The 21,035-nt window shown below is 49.8% G+C and carries 21 protein-coding genes; 1 reads left to right on the top strand and 20 read right to left on the bottom strand.

From position 1 onward, the window contains the following. The 9 genes from P6M73_RS03615 to P6M73_RS03575 form a co-directional block, all read right to left on the bottom strand. Positions 1–219, bottom strand: coding sequence for a transposon-transfer assisting family protein (locus P6M73_RS03615; RefSeq protein WP_277854767.1), 219 nt, complete (start codon positions 217–219; stop codon positions 1–3). Between the two features lies 1 nt (position 220). Further along, complete coding sequence (locus tag P6M73_RS03610; RefSeq protein WP_277854766.1) at positions 221–1,426, bottom strand: MutS N-terminal domain-containing protein; 1,206 nt, start codon at positions 1,424–1,426, stop codon at positions 221–223. Positions 1,427–1,431: 5 nt separating this feature from the next. Continuing rightward, positions 1,432–3,309 (bottom strand): DUF3849 domain-containing protein, encoded by a 1,878-nt coding sequence (locus P6M73_RS03605; RefSeq protein WP_347276313.1) that lies wholly within the window; start codon positions 3,307–3,309, stop codon positions 1,432–1,434. Then, a complete protein-coding gene (locus tag P6M73_RS03600; RefSeq protein WP_277854765.1) occupies positions 3,270–4,079 on the bottom strand; it encodes an adenine nucleotide alpha hydrolase family protein in 810 nt (269 codons plus the stop codon). The genes P6M73_RS03605 and P6M73_RS03600 overlap by 40 nt, the downstream gene beginning before the upstream one ends. Further along, a complete protein-coding gene (locus tag P6M73_RS03595) occupies positions 4,076–6,145 on the bottom strand; it encodes a DNA topoisomerase 3 (RefSeq protein ID WP_277854764.1) in 2,070 nt (689 codons plus the stop codon). The genes P6M73_RS03600 and P6M73_RS03595 overlap by 4 nt, the downstream gene beginning before the upstream one ends. A 91-nt stretch (positions 6,146–6,236) precedes the next feature. Continuing rightward, positions 6,237–7,037: a DUF4366 domain-containing protein gene (locus tag P6M73_RS03590; protein WP_277854763.1), complete on the bottom strand. Its 801-nt coding sequence runs from the start codon at positions 7,035–7,037 to the stop codon at positions 6,237–6,239. Then, entirely contained in the window at positions 7,030–7,266 is a 237-nt protein-coding gene (locus tag P6M73_RS03585) for a DUF4315 family protein (RefSeq protein WP_277854762.1), read from the bottom strand. The genes P6M73_RS03590 and P6M73_RS03585 overlap by 8 nt, the downstream gene beginning before the upstream one ends. An 18-nt stretch (positions 7,267–7,284) precedes the next feature. Beyond that, positions 7,285–9,354 carry a C40 family peptidase gene (locus P6M73_RS03580; RefSeq protein WP_277854761.1) on the bottom strand — a complete coding sequence of 690 codons (2,070 nt, stop codon included), beginning with the start codon at positions 9,352–9,354 and terminating at the stop codon, positions 7,285–7,287. Further along, positions 9,354–10,319: a DNA-methyltransferase gene (locus P6M73_RS03575; protein WP_277855725.1), complete on the bottom strand. Its 966-nt coding sequence runs from the start codon at positions 10,317–10,319 to the stop codon at positions 9,354–9,356. Before P6M73_RS03575 ends, P6M73_RS03580 begins: the two co-directional genes overlap by 1 nt. Before the next feature lie 148 nt (positions 10,320–10,467). On the opposite strand from P6M73_RS03575, the gene P6M73_RS03570 reads away from it, so the two are divergent. Continuing rightward, the gene (locus P6M73_RS03570) at positions 10,468–11,769 is read left to right on the top strand and encodes an ATP-binding protein (RefSeq protein WP_277854760.1); all 1,302 of its coding nucleotides are present in this window, start codon (positions 10,468–10,470) and stop codon (positions 11,767–11,769) included. Between the two features lie 46 nt (positions 11,770–11,815). Here the strand turns inward: P6M73_RS03570 and P6M73_RS03565 are convergent, their stop codons facing one another. The 11 genes from P6M73_RS03565 to P6M73_RS03515 all read right to left on the bottom strand — a co-directional run bounded on the left by P6M73_RS03565 (position 11,816) and on the right by P6M73_RS03515 (position 20,978). Then, the gene (locus P6M73_RS03565; protein WP_277854759.1) at positions 11,816–12,421 is read right to left on the bottom strand and encodes a nitrogen fixation protein; all 606 of its coding nucleotides are present in this window, start codon (positions 12,419–12,421) and stop codon (positions 11,816–11,818) included. Positions 12,422–12,435: 14 nt separating this feature from the next. Beyond that, entirely contained in the window at positions 12,436–14,829 is a 2,394-nt protein-coding gene (locus tag P6M73_RS03560) for a VirB4-like conjugal transfer ATPase, CD1110 family (RefSeq protein WP_277855724.1), read from the bottom strand. A gap of 1 nt (position 14,830) precedes the next feature. Next, the gene (locus tag P6M73_RS03555; protein ID WP_277854758.1) at positions 14,831–15,214 is read right to left on the bottom strand and encodes a PrgI family protein; all 384 of its coding nucleotides are present in this window, start codon (positions 15,212–15,214) and stop codon (positions 14,831–14,833) included. Then, positions 15,183–15,668, bottom strand: a complete 486-nt coding sequence (locus P6M73_RS03550) for an XF1762 family protein (protein ID WP_277854757.1) — start codon at positions 15,666–15,668, stop codon at positions 15,183–15,185. The genes P6M73_RS03555 and P6M73_RS03550 overlap by 32 nt, the downstream gene beginning before the upstream one ends. Continuing rightward, positions 15,656–16,225: an MT-A70 family methyltransferase gene (locus P6M73_RS03545; RefSeq protein WP_277854756.1), complete on the bottom strand. Its 570-nt coding sequence runs from the start codon at positions 16,223–16,225 to the stop codon at positions 15,656–15,658. The genes P6M73_RS03550 and P6M73_RS03545 overlap by 13 nt, the downstream gene beginning before the upstream one ends. A 15-nt stretch (positions 16,226–16,240) precedes the next feature. Continuing rightward, positions 16,241–17,110 (bottom strand): VirB6/TrbL-like conjugal transfer protein, CD1112 family, encoded by an 870-nt coding sequence (locus P6M73_RS03540; protein WP_277854755.1) that lies wholly within the window; start codon positions 17,108–17,110, stop codon positions 16,241–16,243. A 37-nt stretch (positions 17,111–17,147) separates the two neighbouring features. After that, positions 17,148–17,363 (bottom strand): Maff2 family mobile element protein, encoded by a 216-nt coding sequence (locus tag P6M73_RS03535; protein WP_277854754.1) that lies wholly within the window; start codon positions 17,361–17,363, stop codon positions 17,148–17,150. A gap of 80 nt (positions 17,364–17,443) precedes the next feature. Beyond that, positions 17,444–17,659, bottom strand: coding sequence for a Maff2 family mobile element protein (locus tag P6M73_RS03530; protein WP_277854753.1), 216 nt, complete (start codon positions 17,657–17,659; stop codon positions 17,444–17,446). A gap of 105 nt (positions 17,660–17,764) precedes the next feature. Beyond that, positions 17,765–19,552 (bottom strand): VirD4-like conjugal transfer protein, CD1115 family, encoded by a 1,788-nt coding sequence (locus tag P6M73_RS03525; RefSeq protein WP_277854752.1) that lies wholly within the window; start codon positions 19,550–19,552, stop codon positions 17,765–17,767. Beyond that, positions 19,549–20,040: a PcfB family protein gene (locus tag P6M73_RS03520; RefSeq protein WP_277854751.1), complete on the bottom strand. Its 492-nt coding sequence runs from the start codon at positions 20,038–20,040 to the stop codon at positions 19,549–19,551. Before P6M73_RS03520 ends, P6M73_RS03525 begins: the two co-directional genes overlap by 4 nt. A gap of 92 nt (positions 20,041–20,132) precedes the next feature. Beyond that, positions 20,133–20,978 carry a DUF6017 domain-containing protein gene (locus tag P6M73_RS03515; protein ID WP_277854750.1) on the bottom strand — a complete coding sequence of 282 codons (846 nt, stop codon included), beginning with the start codon at positions 20,976–20,978 and terminating at the stop codon, positions 20,133–20,135. Positions 20,979–21,035: the final 57 nt, after the last annotated feature.

The raw sequence follows: 21,035 nt of genomic DNA, 5'->3' as shown, positions 1-21,035 counted from the left end.
TCAATCGTCCATCAGGCTGTCAGGTGCGATATAGAGTTCAGAAAACTCAGTATCGGACAGCTTTTTCAGTTTCTCAACAGTGCGATAAAGAACCTCTTCCATGTCGCTGCCCAGCTCACTCAGCGGGACGCTTTCCATGCTGGTAATCAGGCTTTTCCGGTTGGAAGTATCGAAGCAACTCATCAGGTTTGTTTCTTCTACGGTAAATTGAGCGGTCATTTTACAGTTCCATCTCCTTTCCACTGACTTTGCCTGTTCTGACAGGGCGCGTCGGTGCATCCCTTTTCGGGGCTTTCAGCTTTTCTCGAATTGAGGTGCGCTCCTTTGGCGTTTCTTCTCTTTTCTCTGGGATTGCGCTAAAGATCGCAAGTCCGGCATCCTCAACAAAGCTACGGACATAGGCAACATCTTCGGTGTATCTGACCGGATGATTCTTGACTTCCGTATTGGTCAAGGTAACTTCATTGACGGCATAATCAACCGAATCAATTCTGCACTGCACATTGCCGACTTGAAGGACTGCTCCAACGGGGATGTAGTCAGCACCGTGCAGCTCCTTAAAGGTTTCCCCATCCTTCGACAGAAAAACTTCCGCACCAGATTTCCATAGCTTCTGCGAGGCAGCAACCCACGCCTCTTCTCGAAAGCCTGTTACGGGAAGCGCAGCATGACCGCGCAATTTCTTATCCAGAAGCTTTGTGCCGAGAAGCGGAGCTGCTTTCTTGGCGTCCTCGCCGTACAGCTCAAAATAACCGTTCTGGGCAAAGCATACGAGAGCGGCGGGATGTGCCTTCTTAATTTCCTCATATTTTCTAAACTCAGAAACAGGCAGCGCCGAAAGCTTTTCCTGCTTGTCTGCCTCCGGCAGTTTCTCACGCTGGCGCTTTTGCTGAGATAGAACATCTTGAAGCGCACTTTTGTCTTCTGGGACAACATGAATTGCGCTGATCTCCCCATGCTCCGACTCAAGAAGAGAGGCTTGCCGGAGGCTCTGATTGAACGGAATGCTCTGCACGAAACCATCAGAGAAGGTGAGTTCGCTGGCAAGCGGCGCAACAGCGTCCCGTGCCACATTTGCCGCCATTTCCCGAAAGCTTGCTTCAAAGACATCTCCCATAACAATGCCGTTGCTGACCGCCTTCGGAACGACCACGCGAGCCGTAATGTCCTCCCCGGACTGCTCGGCATAATACCGGAGTGTATTATGCTCTCTGGTGTCCCGGATAAAGGTCTCGGTTTCTCTGAGGCAGTGTGTGCCGTTTTGTCGGCAAAACCATATGAGCGGCTTGTCCTCCATTCGCTCACTTTGCGCTGCTTCAAGGATAATCTTCTTGTCGATGTCGAAATCTTCCCGGTAATGCTCGACATGACGATCAACGAGCTTGGAAAGCTCGCTGATGATGTCCACATTGGTTTGTTTTTTCATTCTCATCACTCCAATCCCATCTCGTGCTTTTTGGACTTCGAGGGCGCTTTCTTCTCAGTTGGTTGCTGAGTCGCTGAACGAAGCTGGTCACGGATGGAGGGCTTTTCCGGCTTTGTCTCCCGTGCCGCTTCTCTTCCGACATACTCAAGGGTGGGGATCAGCTCACGATAGCAGCCCTGTGTTTTCTTTGCAGAATAGCGGCGATGAATGGCGAAAAGCGGCTCTCCGTTCTGCGTGACTGTATTGCCATCAATCCTGACCTTGTGCCGCATCATGATATTGGTGGACTGGGGAGAAGTCCGATAGGTAGCAAAGATACCGTCGTTATTATGGGCAATCTGGGATTTCAGTTTGTCCATTATGGCGGCTTTGATTTCTTTTTCATCCGGCGTGAGCCGATGCTGTCCCTTGCTGGCGGCTTCGGAAACTTTGACAACAGGTGATTCAACTTCATGGACGGTCAGCTTGTACGAGGTAATCTCATCCTTTTCCCAAGCAACAACCTCTGGGTCACGCATAGTTTGTTCCTGCCTCATAACCTCCATCTGACGAATGAACTCCTTCACAAACAGATCGGTCAAGCCCGGATGCGCCTTGTCTACAATAAATTGTGTGGATTTTTCAGGGCAAACCTCAATGTTTGCTGCCCACTCGATGTTCTTGCGGGAAATCCGTCCATCCCAATCCTTGTGTTGGATGGTATTAGCCAGAACATACTCCACCCGTTTCTCTGAAAACTGTCCGAGGACACTCTTTACAGCATCCTCGGACGAGAGGCGGTTGTCTGCATAGTTATCCGAAATCGCCTGTTCAATGGCTTCTCGGCAGTCCAGATTCGCTTTATGGGATGCTCTGTAAGCATCCAGCTCTCCGGCTTCATAGGCATAATTAGCCGTTTCACGATAGATGGGAACACCCTCATCCCGAAGCGGAACAGGAGAAGCATCCTTGTCCCGAACTTCGGATTGTTCCTTCTCAGCAAGCAAAACCTTGAGCTGAGCGTCGATGCTCTCAATCATCTCGGCAGCGGTTTTTCGGATGGTTTCCAACGAGCCTTTCAGTTCTTTGGTTTCCTTATCCGATGACCAACCAGCGATATAACCAAAGGAATAGTCGGAGGTTTCAAGCCCGTACCGCTGGCAAACAGTATAGGCAACGCTCTCGGCTTCTACCTCTTTTGTGTGTCGGTCTTTCTTTTCATCGGGGGAAGGCTTTTCATCGGGATCAACCGCATGAAGCTTCGCATGGGCAATTTCATGGATCAGCGTTTTGATGGTCTGCATTTCACTCATACCCTCATCAACCGCAATACGCTTGTCCACCAGATGATAGTAGCCATGTGCGCCGCCCTCAATTTTTTCAAGTGCAACCGGCACGGGAGAGATTTCCTTCAAGGCTTTCCAAAAGGTCTCGTATTGCTCGACACTACCAGTCAACTGATCCACCATGATGTCCGGCAGTTCTTTCCCATCTGTCTGAGAGACATCGAAGACGCTGACCACCTTGAAGGCGGGACGCATGACCTCCACGGTTTCCAGAACAGGCTTTCCATCGGCATTGAGGACCGGTTTGTTTGTGGCTGGGTCAATTTTCTCCTGTTCGGCTTTTGTTTTGTATGGTGCAGGAGCGAGAATCTTGATGCTCTTCTCGTCTTTCTTGACATGACGGTCGAAGTTCTTCATCCATGAGGTGTAACCGGCAACATAGGTAGCTTCCGGCTTCTGCATCGCAATGAGCAGCGTGTTATTGAACGAATAGTTGTAGAACTTGGACATCGTGCGGAGATATTCTTTGAAGCGCTCAGATTCGAACAGCTCTTTAATCCCTTGTTCCAGTTTGTCGGTTATCTCACGGACTTGATGTGCGTTTCGGTTTTCTGCCATTTCTGACCTCCAATCTTTTTATTTGAAACAGAAAGCCCCGGCTGAGGCTCGTCCAACAGACGGGCTTTGACCTCAGTCGGGGTTTGTGTTCTTGTCAGCCGATGATGGAAAACATTGTCTTCGTATTCCCATTCAATCAGCCGGTCAAAAAGTTCTGGGTGATATAAGACCATATGCCGCAGCTCGGCGTCGCTGGCATTTGGACAGAACCAGCAGCCATTTCTTCGGCAATGGTCATAGATCGGGGAGAGCAAGTCGTGTTCAGCACATAGCTTGAATGCATCCTCTTCGGTAAAGCTGTACTTATCAAGGAGGCTGACTTTGTTTGTACCGTCCAGCCGGAGAAGACGCTTTGGCTCATCGGTGGCGATGCCAACATAGCTTATGGTTGAAGGGGAAAGCGCGGCATTGTATTTTCGTATCGGAGGTATTTTGCAATCCCGGTTTGCCGCGCACATTCCCGGCCACACAAATCCACGCTTTTCTCCCTTATGGGGACCGCGAACAATGATGTGGTGAAACACATCATCGTAGGTTTTATCCGCATGAAGGATCGTGAACTTGATGCCAAGCTCATTTTCGCAGAATGGTTTCAGGCGGTTATAGATGAAATCCCGATGCTCCGGAACCTCGCCGCTTGTGTTCTGATCAAACATGACTTCGCTGAAAACAGCCTCATCCAGAGGCTCGTTGTGTTCTGCTGCCAGAAGCAGCGTTGCCACACTGTCCTTGCCGCCGCTGCAAGACGCAATGTGCTTCGTGTTGCTCATCGGTCAAACTCCATCTTGAAGCTGACATATTTGCCCCCGGTATCGTCCAGCCGGATTACCGCATCATAAAGCTGAGGCTTTTTCGGCGTGTAAATCCCCTTCATCCGGCACCAGCCCTTGTCAAGCAGCTCCGTAGCGATCTTCTTGGTCAGTTTCTTTTTCTTGGAAGAGAAGAACTTGTTGTCTTCCCAAAGGCAGAAGGCGCAGTCCTTGTTCGAGCAATAGAAATTGCCCTTTCCGACATAGACCGGAGAGCCGCAGCGGGGACATTTCCCAACGGTTTCTCTTTCGCTGTCGAAGCGGTTTGCCTCCGCTTCTGAAAGGAAGGGATAGGTCTTTACCAGCGATGCAGTCATATCCACAATACCGGAGAGGAAAGCGTCTGCATCCGCATTGCCTCGCTCAATCTGCATCAGGGTGTTTTCCCATTCCGCAGTCATAGTGGGCGATGTGATCTGCTCCGGCAGGACGCACACAAGATTGCTGCCATCCTTTGTGGGGAGAAGAGACTTGCCCTTGCGCTCAATAAAGCCGGACTTCACCAGCTTTTCAATGATTCCGGCGCGGGTGGCGGGTGTACCGAGTCCCTTCTTTTCGGTGTCATCCTCAAAATCTGCGTTTCCGGCAGTCTCCATTGCGGACAAAAGTGTGTCCTCGGTGTAGGCTTTCGGCGGCGTTGTGAAATGCTCAGTGACGCTTGCCGAAACAGGGCTGAGAACATCTCCTTCATGGACTGTGGGGAGTTCGGCTTCTGCATCTTCCTTTTCTTTGCTCTTGAGTGCATCCCGGAAGCGCTGCTCAAAAGCCTTCCAGCCGTTCTGAACGATGGTTTTCCCCTTTGCCTTAAACGCATAACCCTCACAGGACAGCGTGACAGAAGTTTCATCATAGATATGCTTTTCGCCGGTTGCCGACAGAAGCCGCATAGAAACCAGACGGAGAATCTTCTGCTCGGATTCAGGTAGCGCAGATATGTCCTGCCTTTCGAGCTGAACGGTCGGGATAATCGCATGGTGATCCGTGACCTTGGCATTGTTGGTAATGCGTTTTATGTTCGGCTCACAGCTCGTGCCATGAAAGAGCGCAACCTTTTGGCAGACAATGCCGATGACCTGACGCACAGTGCCTTCCATATCATCAGTGATAAACTGGCTGTCTGTACGGGGATAAGTCAGGAGCTTCTTTTCGTAGAGGGACTGCACCAATTCAAGGGTCTGCTGCGCGGTGAAGCTGTAATAGCGGTTAGCCTCTCGCTGCAAGGTGGTCAAATCGTATAGCTTTGGAGGATTGACAGTCTTTGTCTCCCGTGTCACAGAAGAAACGACAGCTTGCTTTTTATCACAAGCTGCCGCTATCATTTTTGCTTCATCCTCGGTTTTGACCTTCTCCATATCGGCGGTCAGTCCATCCTTCGCAACATGGACATTGTGGTACTTTTCTTTTTTGAAGGCGTTAATCTTGCCCTCACGCTCGACCAGCATAGCCAGCGTGGGAGTTTGAACACGCCCAACGATCAGCCGCTTGTGATAGAGCGTGGTGAAAAGCCGTGTTCCATTGATGCCGACAATCCAGTCAGCTTTTGACCGGCTCAGCGCCGCCTCATAGAGCTTGTCGTACTCACTGCTGTCATGCAGATGATGGAAGCCCTCCCGGATGGCTGAATCCTCAAGAGAACTGATCCAGAGGCGCTTGAAGGGCTTTGCACATCCGGCTTTACGATAAACCAGACGGAAGATCAGCTCGCCCTCACGCCCGGCATCGGTGGCGCAGACCAGCTCGGTAACACGCTGATCCTGCATGAGATTTCGCAGCACCTTAAATTGCTGCGTTTTATCCTTCGGGACTTCGAAAAGCCAGTCCTTCGGGATAATGGGGAGATCATTGTAATTCCATTTGGCATACCGCTCATCATAGCTGCTTGCATCCGCAAGCCCAACCAGATGACCGACACACCACGATACGATGTAGCCGTTTCCTTCGAGATACCCGTCCTTGCGGGAAGAAGCACCTATGACCTTCGCAATGGACTGGGCAACGCTTGGTTTTTCAGCGATAACTAAAATCAATCGAAAACCTCCTGCATAAAATTATGATTGAGTCGTTCTGCATTGGGAAAAGAAAATGCCCGTCACATTTTTGCTGTGACGGGCATCCTTGTTATTCCTCTTCATCCTCCGCAGCAGAAGGACTTTCCTCATCATCTGCGGCAATATCAGGCTCTTTGTCCTCGTTGATGTAGGCTTCTTCCTCATAGCCTTCATCGTCAAAGAAATCCAAGTCTTCATCCGGCTGCTTCTTGCCACGGACAAACCGGAAATAGTAATAAGCTGCGCCGCCAATACCGGCGATAGCGATGACAACGACGATCATGACCATATTGGAGTTTTTTTCAGGCTGTTTCTCATCAGGCTGTTCTTGCTCTTCATCCGGCATAGGAGTCTCCGGGGCAGAAGACTTTCCGCTGCATTCGCTCATATTGGTCTTGCAAACCGGGCATTCCGTATTGACATCTCCTGCAACACACTTCTCTGTGCAAGTACAGGTGGTCAGACCGGAAACCGTGTCTTCATCCAGCAGTGCAAGCAGATCGCTGTCATCCACCATGTTCAGGAAGTAAGTCTGATACTGTTCCTCTTCATCGTTTACCGGAGCGTCGTAGTCGATCACGATAAAAAAAGTATTGCCATTTTTCGTCTGAACGGTGATGAACTGCTTGTTGGTTGCTTTATCATAAAGCAGATCACGGGTGTAGGCATTCCCCTCATCCGCAATCGGCTCGCCGTCTGTGACCGGCTCCAGTTTGACATCCGGCGCTTCCTCCGGCTGCGTAGCCTCAGTGATGGGAAGCTCCTGATCCGTGTCATCCGCATAAGCAAATGCGGACACGGAGAAGCAGCACATCAGCACAAGGCAAAGCATCATCGCGAAGAGGAAGCGAAAGCCCTTTTTCTTATTCATTCTCAGTTACCTCCATATGCTTTTTTTCCGGCTTGGCGGGTTTCATGGTGGAGAGGAACGCCATCACCTGATCCTTGTCCATGACCATAGCCCGGACGGTATTGATGATCTCAAGGTTTTCAAGCTCAGTTCGCTTGTCGCACAGCTCTTTGAGCTGCGCCTGAAGGTCTTCGATTTTCTTTTCGGTCTTTGCAATTTCAGCACAGACCTTCTGATATTTCGGATTCATAGAAGCATCTCCTTTCGGTTAGTAATTCGGTCTTCCGAAGGCATAGAAGTGGGACTGCCAGTAGGAAGAGCTGATGGATGTGTATTGGATGGGATCGCCGCAGTGGAGCATCACATTGTCCCCAACATAGATTCCCACATGGGAAACACCGGGGGTGTCATATGTCCCGACAAAAAAGATGAGATCACCGGGCTTTGCATTGGCGCTGGAAACGGGCGAGCAGATGTTATAAAGCCCTTGCGCACCAAGTCTGCCGGTGTTGACAAGTCCGCTGTTGGTCAGGACATAAGAAACAAATCCCGAACAGTCGAAGGATGTATCGGGATTGGAGCCGCCCCAAACATAAGGATAGTTCAGGTATTTCTCTGCCTCTTCAATGAGCGTGGAGAACTTGGCGTCAGAAAGGTACTCGGCATTGACCTCGTATTCTTCCGGGGGATTGGTAATATACTTGTCCACATAATCGGAGTTTGGAAACAGGTCTTCTCGATTGCCGACCCCAGACATATAGGTGGCATACATGGAAAGCTGATCCTGAGACATGATGTAGACCGGCACATGGCTCAAATTGAAGTTTTCCAGCGTGACGGTACAGATGAAGTAATCGTAATACACCCGGTAGCTGTCCGTATGGGAAACGCCGTCCTCGTCGGTCCAGGTATCTGTTTCAATGTAATATCGCCGTTCCTTTACCACCGTTTCCGTGAGGATGTACTGCTTTTCAAACAGCATTTGAAGAGTGTCCTGCACTTCATCAATGGTAAAGGTCCCTTCATGCAGCGCAGAGAGGATGGAGATCAGCACATAGGGATCGTGTTCAATCTCATCCAAATCGTAGTGGTACTCATCGTAACCGGGATAGAGGCTTTCGTAGTTGTCCAGCTTGTGTTGAAGATCAGCCTCCATCTGGGAATACTGGGCTTCTGCGCCGAGCATATCACTGTCCTCGCTCAGATAGGAGGAAGCAATCACCGCTGAGCCAGACGATGTGAACATGGCGGTACATGAACTGATACCGGCTGAGAGAAGGACAAGAATCAATGCGCCAGCACCTATCCAGACGAAGACCTTCTTATTCTTGGAGAAGAACTCCTTGACCTTATCTGCTGCCTTCTCACGCGATTTTTTGCCGGTGTGGGTTGTAGCTGTGCCAGCGGTTTGAGAACCGGTTTTTCGCGCCACAGCATATTCCTTCTTGATGTTCTGACGCTGATAGTGCTTGTTCATATCCTGCTTCTTGATTTCGGGATGCTCCTGTGCTGTCCTTTCGTAATTCAGCTTGGCATCTGCGATTTCAGCCTTGTGTTCCAGTCTTGAAACCTTCTCAAATGGCTTATTTGCTTTGCTCTGCCTATGATGGTGATAATGGGCGGCAGCAGCCTCCACTACGATTTCAGTCCTATGAGCCGCCTCGACTGCGGAGTTGTCCTGCTCAACCTCATGGATTTTCCCGTGAATACCGGAAGCAAGGGTATCGCCCACCTTGCGGACTGCTTTCTCAGCCTCAAACTGGATTTTACCCTGACTTTTTGGCTTCTTGATCTCATCTTCAAATCGCAGTTTCGTTGTTGCCTTGCCTTTTGCATCGTCGAAAACACGCTCTTTTTTGAGGACTTTTCTCGTCGGGAGGGCTTCACGAGCAGCGTCCAGACGGTCATGCGCTTTTTCCGCTTTGGATGCAAGCCGCTCGATTTTCTTTGTGGGTGCCGGAGCATTTAAATCCGGTTTATCGGCAGCGGTTTCAGCCGCCTTTTCCATTACCTCCGTGCCATCGAGCGCTTCCACCTGATGAGCCTTGCGTATTTTGTGCGTGATGATGGTTTTTGCAACAACACTTCCCGCCGACACAGGGGCGGCATGAAGCTCAGAAACAGAAGGCGGGGTGGCTGTGGTGTTGCCTACCGGCAGAGCATCTGCATTTTCAGGACGGATGGGAGCGTCATCGTCGCGGGGCTTTGTGAGCTGGGCGTCTTCCGGTCGCTTTGAAATGCGTTCGGAAGTCTCAGCCGTGAGATTGTCTTCAACAGCGCCATCCCGCGACATCCGAAGAACAGTTTTGTCCTTTGGCTTATACTCTTCACGGGGCATTAAATATCACCTCGAATCCTCGCCTCGGCAAGCTCTGTGAACTCAGGATTCAGCTCAATCCCGACATAATGCCGGTTGAGCTGCTTGGCAACCATTCCCGTTGTTCCGCTGCCCATAAAGGGATCAAGGACAGTCCCGTCCTCCGGGCATCCGGCAAGCAGACAGGTCTCAACGAGCTTCGGAGGGTATGCTGCGTAATGCTTTCCCTTGAACGGAATGGTGTTGATGAGCCAGACATCACGCTTATTGCGAAGAGGATTGATCATATCATCTGTGATTTCACCATGTTCACGGGGACGATTGATGGTCTGCTGCTGCGTCTGACCGGGTATTGCGCAGCCAAACTTGTTGCCGCCCTTCATCCCACGCTTGAGTCGCTGTGCCGTTGCCGGGGCAATCGGCTCAGAAATGGCTTTATGGTCAAAGAAATACTTCTTGGATTTAGAGAACAGGAAGATATGCTCGTAGCATCTGGCACAGCGGTCTTTGACACTTTCAGGCATGGGGTTTTCCTTCATCCAGATGATGTCGTTTCTCAGATACAAGCCGCTATCTCGCAGTGCAAATGCCAGCATCCACGGAATGCCGATCATGTCCTTTGGCTTGCAGCCCTCAACCTTGTAATTAAGTGCCACAGACTGACCGTTTCTGCCATGCGGATTTTTCGGGTCAACAAAATCACCTTGATTGCCTTTTCCGGCATAGGTATCTGAGATGTTCAGCCACAGTGTTCCATCAGAGCGCAAAACACGCCTGACTTCTGTAAAAACATCCGTCAGGCGTGAAATGTATTCTTTCGGGGTGGTTTCTCTGCCAATCTGTTCTTCCATGCCGTAATCTCGCAGTGCGTAATACGGAGGGGAGGTCACGCAGCAATGGACGCTCTCATCGGGAAGCGTTCGCAGAACCTCAAGGCAGTCACCGGTATAAATTGTGTCAAACTGTATAGGGATCAACTCCTTCATAAAATGGATTGTAAAGCAGTCCATTGAAAACTACGGAAAAGATATATGTAACTTTTCAATGAAGTGCTTGTTTTCGCTCTCTGACTGGTGTATAATACTCATTGAAAAGTAGCACAATAAAGCGAGTAAGTTTTCAACGGAGGTGCTTATGGAAATCAAACGGGATCGCTATTTGAATAAAATCATTTCTTTCATGTGGGACGGACAGGTGAAGGTCATCACCGGCATTCGACGCTGCGGGAAGTCCTATCTGCTGGGCAACCTATTTCGGGACTATCTGCTCGGTCAGGGCGTACAGGAGGATCACATTCTGTCCTTTGAGCTTGACTTGGCACGGGACATTCGTTTCCGCAATCCCTTGGAGCTAACATCGGCTGTCCGGGAGATGGTAGAAGGCAAAGATGAGCAATTCTATCTTTTTGTTGACGAGATTCAAATGTCCGATGAAGTGCCGAATCCCTACAACGCAGACGGGAAGAAGATCACCTTTTACGACGCATTGAACGACTTGAAATCCCTGTCCCATCTGGACATCTATGTCACCGGCAGCAACTCAAGGATGCTGTCCTCTGACATCCTCACCGAGTTTCGGGGGCGCAGCGATGAAATCCGTGTGCATCCTCTCAGCTTTGCGGAATACTATTCTGCCGTGGGTGGGGATAAGAGCGAGGCTTTTGACAACTACGCCTTCTACGGCGGGATGCCGCTGATCCTGTCCCGTCCAACCGATGCAGCCAAGATGACCTATCTCAGCTCGCTGTTCTCTGAGGTTTACCTGAAGGACATCGTGGAGCGCAAGCATATTCAGCGGGAGGATGTGTTGTCCTCAATCCTTGATCTGCTCTGTTCCTCCATCGGCTCGCTCACCAATCCGACGCGGGTTGCCGACACTATCAACTCCAAGCAAAAACGCGCCGGAGAGAATGTCGTTGCCCTGAACACCGTAAAGTCCTACATGGATCATCTGTCTGACGCTTTCCTGTTCACCGAATGCAAGCGCTGGGATGTGAAGGGCAAGAGCTACTTCGACTACCCCAACAAGTATTACTGTGAAGACCTCGGTCTGCGGAATGCGCGGATTGGCTTCCGGCAGCAGGAACCGACGCATATCATGGAAAACATCATCTACAATGAGCTGATGATCCGAGAGTGTGCGGTTGACATCGGGATCGTGTATTCCAGCGAAAAAAACAGTAAGGGCAATGTATCTCAGGTGGCACGAGAGATTGATTTCATAGCGAACGCCGGAGGCAGGAAGACCTACATCCAATCTGCTTATGCACTGGGGACGGAGGAAAAAGCCATAACGGAGAATAAGCCCCTCGACCTGACCGGGGATTCCTTCCCAAAGATCATTGTGCGGCATGACATTCGCAAGCGCTGGTACGATGATAACGGCATTCTGAATATCGGCATCATAGATTTCCTGCTGGATGACACTGTTATCTGAGCCTCAAGCCCATCACTGCCATGTGCAGTGATGGGCTTTCCGTATCTCAGTCAGAGAAATACTCGTCCGGCTCAAAGTCTCTGTCCAACTCTTCATCCCAGCGCTCAACAATTTCCTCAGCCTCTTTCGCAGCCTCGCGGTAAAGAGAAAGCCGCCCTTTCTCAAAGGCGGCAAAGGCGGGAACATACTTGCCCAGCTCCCCGATAACGCGGACATCCTTCGTGCGCATATCCGAAACCATCACAATCAGCTCTGCCATCGTCAGCAGATCCTCGACCATAAGGTCATATTTCTCTTTCGGCAGCGTGACAGTTTCGTCGTAATCATTAGCCTCGGCAAAGGGAAAATCCCCACAGCGCGTCATCTGCTCCTTGTCGATGAAGGAATCAAGTGTGTCGGAGATATGCTCGGCAACCTCAGCGACGCACTTGTCGATTGCCTCTCTGACATGAAGGTAGGCTCTGTGGTGCTTTTTCAGCTCGGACTCCTCGCGGATCAGGTTGACCAGCTCAACCGTAAGCCCCATCAAGCCGAAGAGGATGTCGATGCCCTCCTTTACCTCGCGGAAGGTCAGCTCAACGGGCGTATCGCCGTAAAGCTCGGTCATTTCCTCTACCATCGCCTCAATATTCTGATTGGTGTTCTTGTTCATATTCAAAATCCTCCTTAAAGCATTTCATCGGGTTTGGTGGTCATAATTCGATAAAGCATCGTGTCCGTCGGGAAGTTGTCCTTGAATGGGACGATGGTCGAGCCGTAGAAGATCAGTCCTTCACCGGCATTGGAGTTGGTAATGTAGTTCTGCTGGCTGGGGGAGATATTCAACGCCTTCGAGAGAATCTGCCTATCGCCGGATGCCTGATTCAGCAGATAGACAAAATCAGAGTTTTCGAAGATGTTTTCAATCTCTCTGGAAGCAAGCAGATCCTTCACATTTTGAGTAATCCCGGTAGGAATCCCGCCCCATTTTCTAAACCGCTTCCAAATCTCGACGGAGTATGCTGCGGTCTGCTCTTCCTTCAAAAGAAGGTGGAACTCATCCATGTAGTAGCGCGTAGCCTTGTGCTGCGAGCGGTTGATGGTAACACGATTCCAGACCTGATCCTGAACGACAAGCATTCCCAGCTTTTTAAGCTGCTTTCCCAACTCTTTAATGTCATAACAGACAAAGCGGTTATTGACATCCACATTCGTCCTGTGGTTGAAGACATTCAAAGAGCCATGCACATAAATCTCAAGGGCAGTGGCGATCCGCTGCGCTTCCGGCTCCTTCTGGTTGCGCAGAATGTTGTAAAGGTCTTCGAGAATCGGCATTTTCTCAGGGATGAGATTGGCAAGATAGTCCTGATAGACCATGCGGACTCTCCGGTCAATGATGGTCTTTTCCACCGGTTGCAGCCCGTCCTTGCCGCCAACGATCAGCTCACACATGGAAAGGATAAAGTCGGATTTCAGCGTCAGCGGGTTTTCCTCTTCGGAGTAGTTCACATTGATGTCCAGAGGGTTGATGTAATCCGGGCTGATGGGAGAAATGCGGATAACCTGACCTCCGAGCTTCTGAACAAGAGGATAATACTCGGCCTCCGGATCACACACGATGATGTCATCATCAGTAATCAGAAAGGCATTCGTCATCTCTCTTTTCGCGGAGAAGGACTTACCGCTGCCGGGTGTTCCGAGGATCAGCCCGTTCGGGTTTTTGAGCTGCTTCCGGTCAACCAAGATCATGTTATTGGACAGCGCATTCAGCCCATAATAAAGAGCTTCCCCGTGTTGGAAAAGCTCCTGCGTCGTAAACGGGACAAAGATTGCCGTCGAGGAAGTTGTCAGCCCACGCTCGATTTCCACCTGATTGATGCCGATGGGAAGAGAGGACATCAGCCCTTCCTCCTGCTGAAAGTCCAGACGCTTGAGCGCACAGTTGTATTTCTGAGCGATGGAGGCAGTCTGGAAAACGGCATTCTCAAGCTTCTGGCGGGAGTTCGCAGTGTTCATCAGGATGATTGTCACGAGGAACATCCGCTCATTTCGCGTCTGGAGATCCTGCAAAAGCCGCTTTGCTTCACCGCCAAAGGTTGCAAGGTCAGAAGGGATGATGTCCATGTCGTAGCCGGACCGGACAGCCTTCTTCTGCTCTTCAATCTTCATCTTGTCGAGATCCGTGATTTTCGACTTGATGCTCTTGATTGCCTTTGCCTGATCAATAGTACGGATATGAAAATTGGCCGTGATGTTGCTGTCCATGTCGAGAAAATCAGCCAACATACGGTCATTGAGTTCCGGCGCGAGAATCTGCAAAAAGCTGACCGCGCCAATGGTTTTGCCCATCTTGAAGCATTTCCCTTCACGGAAGTCAAACGAGGTGGGGGCGATGAAGTCCTTCGAGCTAAGCCCGGTGCGAGCCACCATATCGAAGGAGAAGCGGAACGGCTCATTGGTGTCCATGTTGAACACATCATGCAGCACCTTCAACCGTTCATAGCCGGAAAGAGGCTCGGTTTTTACGCCGAGTGTCTTGAAATTGTTCAGGATGTCGCTTTCAATGCGCTCAAGCTTGGGCTTTGCGGTACGCAGCGAGTCTGCCTCAACGCCAAAGGTGATGTACTTGCGCTTGAGCAAGCCGTTGTTGCCTTTGGCAAGCTGTTCCTGTAACATACCGGAATACTCCGTGCGGATGTCATTGAAGGGATCATCCCGCTCAGGGATTTGAATGGACTTCTTGAACTCATTGATGTTCGTTCTCTGATTGATAAAGGAAAGCTGGACAAAAATCGAGCTGTCAAAGTAGTTGAGGAAGTCGCACCAATTCTCAAAGATTGCAGTCTTGTCCTCGTTCTGGGCAAGCTGATAGTTGATGTCGTTGTAGCGAATGGTTTTGGTGTAGAGGCGGCTATTCACCTTGCAAATGCCGTCACGGCACATTTCCACATAAGGAATCGTCTGCTGGGCAGACTTGGGAACTTTCCGAGCCTTCTTGTCCTTTCTCTTCTGCATGACGATTTTCTTCTTTTCCTCAGCGGAAAGTGCATCGCCGTACACCTTGCCGTTTTTTATCGTCATTTTAGACTTTGCGGTCTTTTGCGGTCTTTTGTTCAATCTGCAATTCCTCCTGTTCTTTGATTTCCTGCTGAATTACAGCGTAGAGATTATTCGTGCGATAAGGACGCACCTTGTCCCTCAGAAACATGGATTTCACCACATGACCGAGGATTTTTTCAGCCGGTTGTCCATCCTTCTCATAGAGCGCGAAGAAGATGAACGGAAGCATAATGACAACCATCAGCATTGCTGCCGTTGACAAACCAAGAGAGGTCTTTGTGAGAAAGAAAACCGGAGTGCCGACTGCCGCAGCCACCGAAAAACAGATAAGCTGCCGCTTTGTCAGGTTAAACATAACTTTTGTCTTCACGCGATTAAGATCCTTCGGGACCGGTACAAATGCCATTGGAAACCTCCTTTCGCAGTTTCTTTTCATAGCGAAGCTTCATTTGAGCCGGATAGCGCTCATCCGGCGGTTTTCGCTTGCCTGTCCAACACAGCCCACCGGCAACGCCCTGACAAGTCCAGCCAGAAGCTCTCAAGCTTGCGCCGTTTTCGGATTCGAGCGTATAGGTGATAATGCGGTCATAGCCCATTGCCGCAGCAGCCCTTGCCGCAGCACCATAGAGGAAACTGCAAGCGTTTTTTTCACCGTTGGTACAGAGCCGAGTGACCTCAAGCGTCCACCCATCGTCCAGATAGCGGCTAACCGGGCGTCCGGCGATCACCACCCCGGCAAGCTCTCCATCTGACAAACATCCAATGGAAAACTTATGACCGGCAACCGGCTTATGATGGCGTTGATGCTGCTTCACATATTCATTTGCCTCTTTGAGCGAGACGGGCTTTAGACGGAGCATGGCGCTTCCTCCGATGACAGCTCGATACTGCATTCAACCTCGTTGCCCCACACATCCCAGCCTTCGGGCGATTGCCTTGCGAAAAGCTCAATGCGTGGAACATCACCCATGAGCTGAACAATGCGTTCGCGGGTCTCATCCGGTTTTTTGGAATGCTGCTCGATATGGCTGACGATAACCTGATGGACACCGGAGTTTGCCCGCTTCGGATGTCCCTTTGTGGCAAGAATGCAGAGTTCCGCATTGGCGCGTGTCCAGTAGCCCATGCCCCAAAAGAGTCCATCACTGACGCGGTTTTGCTTTATCCAAACAAAAGCCACGGTTTTATACGAAAATCCCCATGCTTCAAGGACTTGTAACGCCTCCTGCAAGCATGGGAATGTAATCCACATGAAGAGCGCACAGTCTTTTGCTGCAAGCTCCTTCACGGGAAGAGCCTTGATGTCCTCAATGCTCATTGTCGGATAATGACTTTCAGCCGACCGTCCCTGTCCTTTCTTGGAGTAGGTCCGATATTGCCACGGAGGATCGGCATAGATAACGGAATACTTTTGCAAACTGACCCTCCTTCCTTAGTGGGCATTGAAGATTGACTTGGCAAGTGCGCCTGTTTTGAACAGCGAGAAGCACAGAATGACCGTGTACGCTGCAACAGAGAACAATGCCGAATGGATATTTGCTGCAATGATCATGTTGTTGATGAGGACCGCATAAATCCCCACGCAAATCATGATGAGGAAGCCCTGAAACGCCAGTGCAAACAATCCCTTGAGATAGTTCGTCCCGATGCTGCCCCATTCGCGGTTACTCATGGTTGCGATGGGAATTGGCGCGACGCTGACCGTGCAATATATCTCAATCATTCGACCATAGAGGATGACCATGATGAGAATGGACATGATTTTGAGGCATAGGCTGATGACCAGCGTTTCTATGGATAAACCGAGCAGTTCACCGATTTCCATTGCCTCCATGCCGGTGCGCATTGAATCGAGCGTAGATTGTATGTCGATATTTGTGCTGCCGTTGATAATTCCGGCTGCACCTGAAACAACATTCTGACCGATGTCAAACACCGCCATCACGATGTCAAAGGTATTGGTAACGAGGTAGATCGCCACAGCAGCTTTGAAAAACCACTTGAAGAACATCCATGTGTCCATCTCGTGCATATTGTTTTTCTCGGTGATCATGGAAATCAGCTCGTAGCATAGGACAAAGGTGATAATGATACCAGCGATGGGGACTATCACATTTTCGGATAGTCCCCGGATCATCTGGAATATTCCGCTGTTCCATGAGGAAGGTGTTCTTCCAACCTCGCCAGCTATTGCGCCTACCTTGTCGTTGACATCGGTGAACATATTGGTCAGGTTGTTTTCAATCCACCCGATGAGCAGTTCTTTAATCGCTTCTTCGATTTTTTCTAAGATGCTGCCCAATATTTCACCACCTTTCGGTTAAGCTGGATTGACTTGATTAGCCGAACAAGCCGGACAGCAGAGGGATCAGCGTAGTGCCGATCAAAACCACGCCGCCACCCGCCATAAGCTGCTTGATCCCCTGTGATTTCGCGCCCGGATTATCGTTGCCGTAGCCTTCCATCAGGTTGACCACACCCCAAACCGCCAAACCAGCGCCGAGGGCGATAACGAGCGTCTGCAAAACGGTAACTGCCTGAGTGATAAACTGCATAAAAAATCCTCCTTGATAAGTAAAAAAATAGAGGGAGGGCGTGTTTCTCAACGCCCTCCCAGCGTATTACCGGCTTTCGATTAGCCGAACTGACCGGACAGGAGCGGAATGAGCGTAGTGCCGATGAGAACCACACCGCCACCCGCCATGAGCTGCTTGATCCCCTGACTTTTCGCGCCCGGATTATCATTGCCGTAGCCTTCCATCAGGTTGACCACGCCCCAAACCGCAAGACCAGCGCCGAGAGCGATAACGAGCGTCTGCAGAACCGTAACTGCCTGAGTGATAAACTGCATAAAGTGTCCTCCTTGTTGTTTTCCGTTTTGTGGATAATCAAAAATGGGCAAAAAAATAGAAGCCCCGTCGTTGTTCTGCTTCATTGCGCAGTACAAGACGGGGCTTCATTCAGATTCGATCTCGCCCATATCATAGAGATCGAACTTGTCAGTGGGCTTTACCACCAGCTTGCGGGAACGGTATTTTTCAATGTCAAAGGCATTACGCTTATCATAGTCCGAGAGCAGCTTGTATCTTGGATGCTTCGTAATATCGTACTTGTCACTGAGAAAAGGTCTCACGCCTCTAAGCTGCAAAATACATTTAGCTCCGTCCATAACAGCGATTTCGTCCTGAGACATCAACTCCTTTCCGAGCTTCTGATAGTTCAGCCCATAAGAATTGTTTGTGGAACGGGTTTCTGAGGTGTTGTATAGGTCGATTGTCTCACGCCCCAGCACCTCACTGAGTTCCTTCAAAGTGGATTTTTCCTTGCCGCCGAGGAAGAGAGTCGCATCGCAGTTGCCAATAATGGTATCGGCTGCATCCTTGTAGATGGTCTTGAGCTGAGACTGCGACTGCAAAATGATGGCTGCGGAAATCTCCCGGCTGCGGATGGTGGCGATGAGCTTGTCAAACTTGGGTATCTGACCGATATTGGCAAACTCATCCAGAAGGCAGCGGACATGGACAGGTAATCTGCCATTGTAAAAGTCATCTGCCTTATTGCAGAGCAAGTTGAACATCTGGGAATACATGATTGCCACCACGAAGTTGAAGGTATCGTCGGTATCGGAAATAATCACAAAGAGAGCTGTTTTGCGATCTCCGAGGGTATCAAGCTCCATTTCGTCATAGCTCATCAGCTCTCGAAGTTCAGCTATGTCAAATGGAGCAAGCCGCGCACCGCAGGAAATCAGAATCGATTTCGCAGTTTTGCCCGCCGCAAGCTTATATTTGCGGTATTGCTTCACCGCAAAGTGGTCAGGCTCGCGGGCTTCCAACTCATCGAACATCAAATCCACCTGATTCTTGAAGGTCTCATCATCCTCTCTGGCTTCTGAGGCATTGATCATTTCGAGCAAGGTTGTAAAGTTTTTCTCGTGTTCCGGTGCCTCGTACCAGATATAGCCGATGAGGGCTGTGTAATAGAGCTTTTCTGCCTTCACCCAGAAATCTTCACCGGACTTATCGCCATCTCCCTTCGTATTGGCGATAATCGTATTGACCAGTTTCAGAATGTCTTTTTCAGAACGGATGTAAGAAAAGGGGTTGTAGTGCATCGACTTCTTGAAGTTGATGGTATTCAGGCTCTTTATGGCATATCTGTTTTTCTCAAGCATTTTGCCGCATTCGACCAATAAAGTGCCTTTCGGATCAGTGACCACAAAGCTAACCGGGAAATCCTTCGAAGTACACTGCATGATATTTGGCTTGACGAAGAACCTTGTTTTACCTGATCCAGAGCCGCCAATGACCAAAACATTTTTGTTTCGGGCATATTTGGGCTGTTTGGGACGGCTGGTCATCGTCAGAGCCTCTGTTTGAGTGAGAATAACATTATTGGAAAAATCCGCATCCATGTACGGTCTGATGTCCTCCGGCTTGCCCCATCGAGCAGAACCGTATTCCTCTCCCTGCCGGAACTTCTTCCGATTTTTACCCTTGATGTAGACTGCCAGTTTGAGTAAGGCTCCTGCCGCCAGTCCAATGAGCAAATCTGTCGGGTTGAAGCTGGGTAAAGGATTGGTGAATGCGCTGCCGAAATTAGCAAAGCCCCCGGTGAGTTTATCAATGAACTCAGTACCGGGAGCCATACGAAAAACAGCAGCAATTTTGTCCATGAAGTAGAACGCAAACACATAGGGGAGATTGAGAAGGATAAGCTTTTTGATGTCAAGCTGTTTTTTCATAGCTCGACGCCTCGATCCTTCGCCTTGATCTTCGCCCTTTCTTTATGCTGCGCTTTGGTTTGCTCCATGCTGCGGGAGAGCTTTTGCTTGAGAGAAGGCTTGTCCTTCTGCTTGACCGTCCTTGCGGAAAACTCTTTGAATGCCTGAGTCATTACATCGACATCGCACCCCTTGAAAAAAACAAGGTAACGCGGAGGATGTTCAGAAATATCTTTTTTGAGTGCGTAGTCGATACCATACTTGCTGGCAGTCCGCTCAAATGCCTTGATATTTCCGTCTGTCACTTCGATATTGCTGATTGCGGCATTTTGCTCAACGAGGTGTTTGATGGTTTGCTTTCCCCGGTATGTCTTTGGCTGAGAGGCGGTTTTTTGCGCTTTCTCAATTTCCTCGATGAACTTCTTGAGTGCTTTTTCCAGAATCTCAGCAGTGATTTTACCGCCCCTGATTGCGATAGCAACGACTTTGGTATTTACTTCATCCTGCATAGGAACCTCCTTTCTGAGAATCGAAGGGATTTACAACCTCTAAGGCGGCAAGCCTCCGTGGTAGTGAAATACGCTCATGATCCAGACCTCCTTCATCGAAATTGTCTGCCGCTGTTCATGTCATGATTCACAAGGGCAGAATAGTAGTTGTCCATCGTCAGCGGTGCATTATAGAGCGTCGTGAGCATATAAGCCCTGATATTCCGAATGTCTGAGGGGCATTCATCCATCGCATGAAGGACATACTCTATGTGGCTGCTGTTCAATTTTAGAAAGCGGGATTTCACCACTTGCTGTGGCATATCCTCGCCATTGATGCGGATAGTAGGGCTTGTGGAGCATACGGCATCCAGCATGATTTCGACCATCTCATTTACACGATCTGTATCAAAACGCTGATTTTGAGTGAGAATGTCAAGCTCAAGATTATCCCGGATTAACTCTTCATATTGCGCTCGCTTTTCCATCCCATCCGTCCCATCAAGATTGATGGATTGATAATTGCTCAAAGAGTTATTTCTTTCTTGGGTAATTACTGGATTAGTATTTCTTTGTGAGGGATTATCCCTGCAAGGCTTTTCCACATCTGGCTTATCCACATCGGGATTTTCCATGTGTGGCTGTTCCGTATCTGGTGAAGTGGGCTGAGGTTCCTCATAAATCTCAAAAACCATGCAATTCATTCTGCCTTTACTGTCCCTGCTTCGATGACGGACAAGATACCCGCCTCGCTCAAGCTCACGCAGAGCGGAGAGGATCGCATCGGGACCTTCCTTGCAGATTGCCGAAAGACCGCGTGTGGAGAACTTCCAGCCGTCGTTAAAAGAGAGCATTTTGGAGAGAAGCCCTACTGCCTTGAGAGACAGATTTTTGTCTCGGAGGTGAAAGTTCGCCATAACGGTATAGCCACGGTTTTTGTTTACGCGGTAGACTGCCATCTGCTCAACACTCCTTTGCCTGATCATGCTGGCAGCGCAGTGTAGACAGCGTTACCG

This window comes from Anaerococcoides asporogena, assembly GCF_029590275.1.
Lineage (GTDB): Bacteria > Bacillota > Clostridia > Clostridiales > Clostridiaceae > JG1575.
The sequence above is the reverse complement of the archived record's forward strand: the minus strand, read 5'-3'. Positions and strand labels throughout refer to the sequence as shown.

What these genes read in the sequence shown, in the direction of transcription:
- P6M73_RS03615 (WP_277854767.1), bottom strand. Translation starts at nt 219, where the DNA reads ATGACCGCTCAATTTACCGTAGAAGAAACAAACCTGATGAGTTGCTTC.
- P6M73_RS03610 (WP_277854766.1), bottom strand. Translation starts at nt 1,426, where the DNA reads ATGAAAAAACAAACCAATGTGGACATCATCAGCGAGCTTTCCAAGCTC.
- P6M73_RS03605 (WP_347276313.1), bottom strand. Translation starts at nt 3,309, where the DNA reads ATGGCAGAAAACCGAAACGCACATCAAGTCCGTGAGATAACCGACAAA.
- P6M73_RS03600 (WP_277854765.1), bottom strand. Translation starts at nt 4,079, where the DNA reads ATGAGCAACACGAAGCACATTGCGTCTTGCAGCGGCGGCAAGGACAGT.
- P6M73_RS03590 (WP_277854763.1), bottom strand. Translation starts at nt 7,037, where the DNA reads ATGAATAAGAAAAAGGGCTTTCGCTTCCTCTTCGCGATGATGCTTTGC.
- P6M73_RS03585 (WP_277854762.1), bottom strand. Translation starts at nt 7,266, where the DNA reads ATGAATCCGAAATATCAGAAGGTCTGTGCTGAAATTGCAAAGACCGAA.
- P6M73_RS03580 (WP_277854761.1), bottom strand. Translation starts at nt 9,354, where the DNA reads ATGCCCCGTGAAGAGTATAAGCCAAAGGACAAAACTGTTCTTCGGATG.
- P6M73_RS03575 (WP_277855725.1), bottom strand. Translation starts at nt 10,319, where the DNA reads ATGAAGGAGTTGATCCCTATACAGTTTGACACAATTTATACCGGTGAC.
- P6M73_RS03570 (WP_277854760.1), top strand. Translation starts at nt 10,468, where the DNA reads ATGGAAATCAAACGGGATCGCTATTTGAATAAAATCATTTCTTTCATG.
- P6M73_RS03565 (WP_277854759.1), bottom strand. Translation starts at nt 12,421, where the DNA reads ATGAACAAGAACACCAATCAGAATATTGAGGCGATGGTAGAGGAAATG.
- P6M73_RS03560 (WP_277855724.1), bottom strand. Translation starts at nt 14,829, where the DNA reads ATGACGATAAAAAACGGCAAGGTGTACGGCGATGCACTTTCCGCTGAG.
- P6M73_RS03555 (WP_277854758.1), bottom strand. Translation starts at nt 15,214, where the DNA reads ATGGCATTTGTACCGGTCCCGAAGGATCTTAATCGCGTGAAGACAAAA.
- P6M73_RS03550 (WP_277854757.1), bottom strand. Translation starts at nt 15,668, where the DNA reads ATGCTCCGTCTAAAGCCCGTCTCGCTCAAAGAGGCAAATGAATATGTG.
- P6M73_RS03535 (WP_277854754.1), bottom strand. Translation starts at nt 17,363, where the DNA reads ATGCAGTTTATCACTCAGGCAGTTACCGTTTTGCAGACGCTCGTTATC.
- P6M73_RS03530 (WP_277854753.1), bottom strand. Translation starts at nt 17,659, where the DNA reads ATGCAGTTTATCACTCAGGCAGTTACGGTTCTGCAGACGCTCGTTATC.
- P6M73_RS03525 (WP_277854752.1), bottom strand. Translation starts at nt 19,552, where the DNA reads ATGAAAAAACAGCTTGACATCAAAAAGCTTATCCTTCTCAATCTCCCC.
- P6M73_RS03520 (WP_277854751.1), bottom strand. Translation starts at nt 20,040, where the DNA reads ATGCAGGATGAAGTAAATACCAAAGTCGTTGCTATCGCAATCAGGGGC.
- P6M73_RS03515 (WP_277854750.1), bottom strand. Translation starts at nt 20,978, where the DNA reads ATGGCAGTCTACCGCGTAAACAAAAACCGTGGCTATACCGTTATGGCG.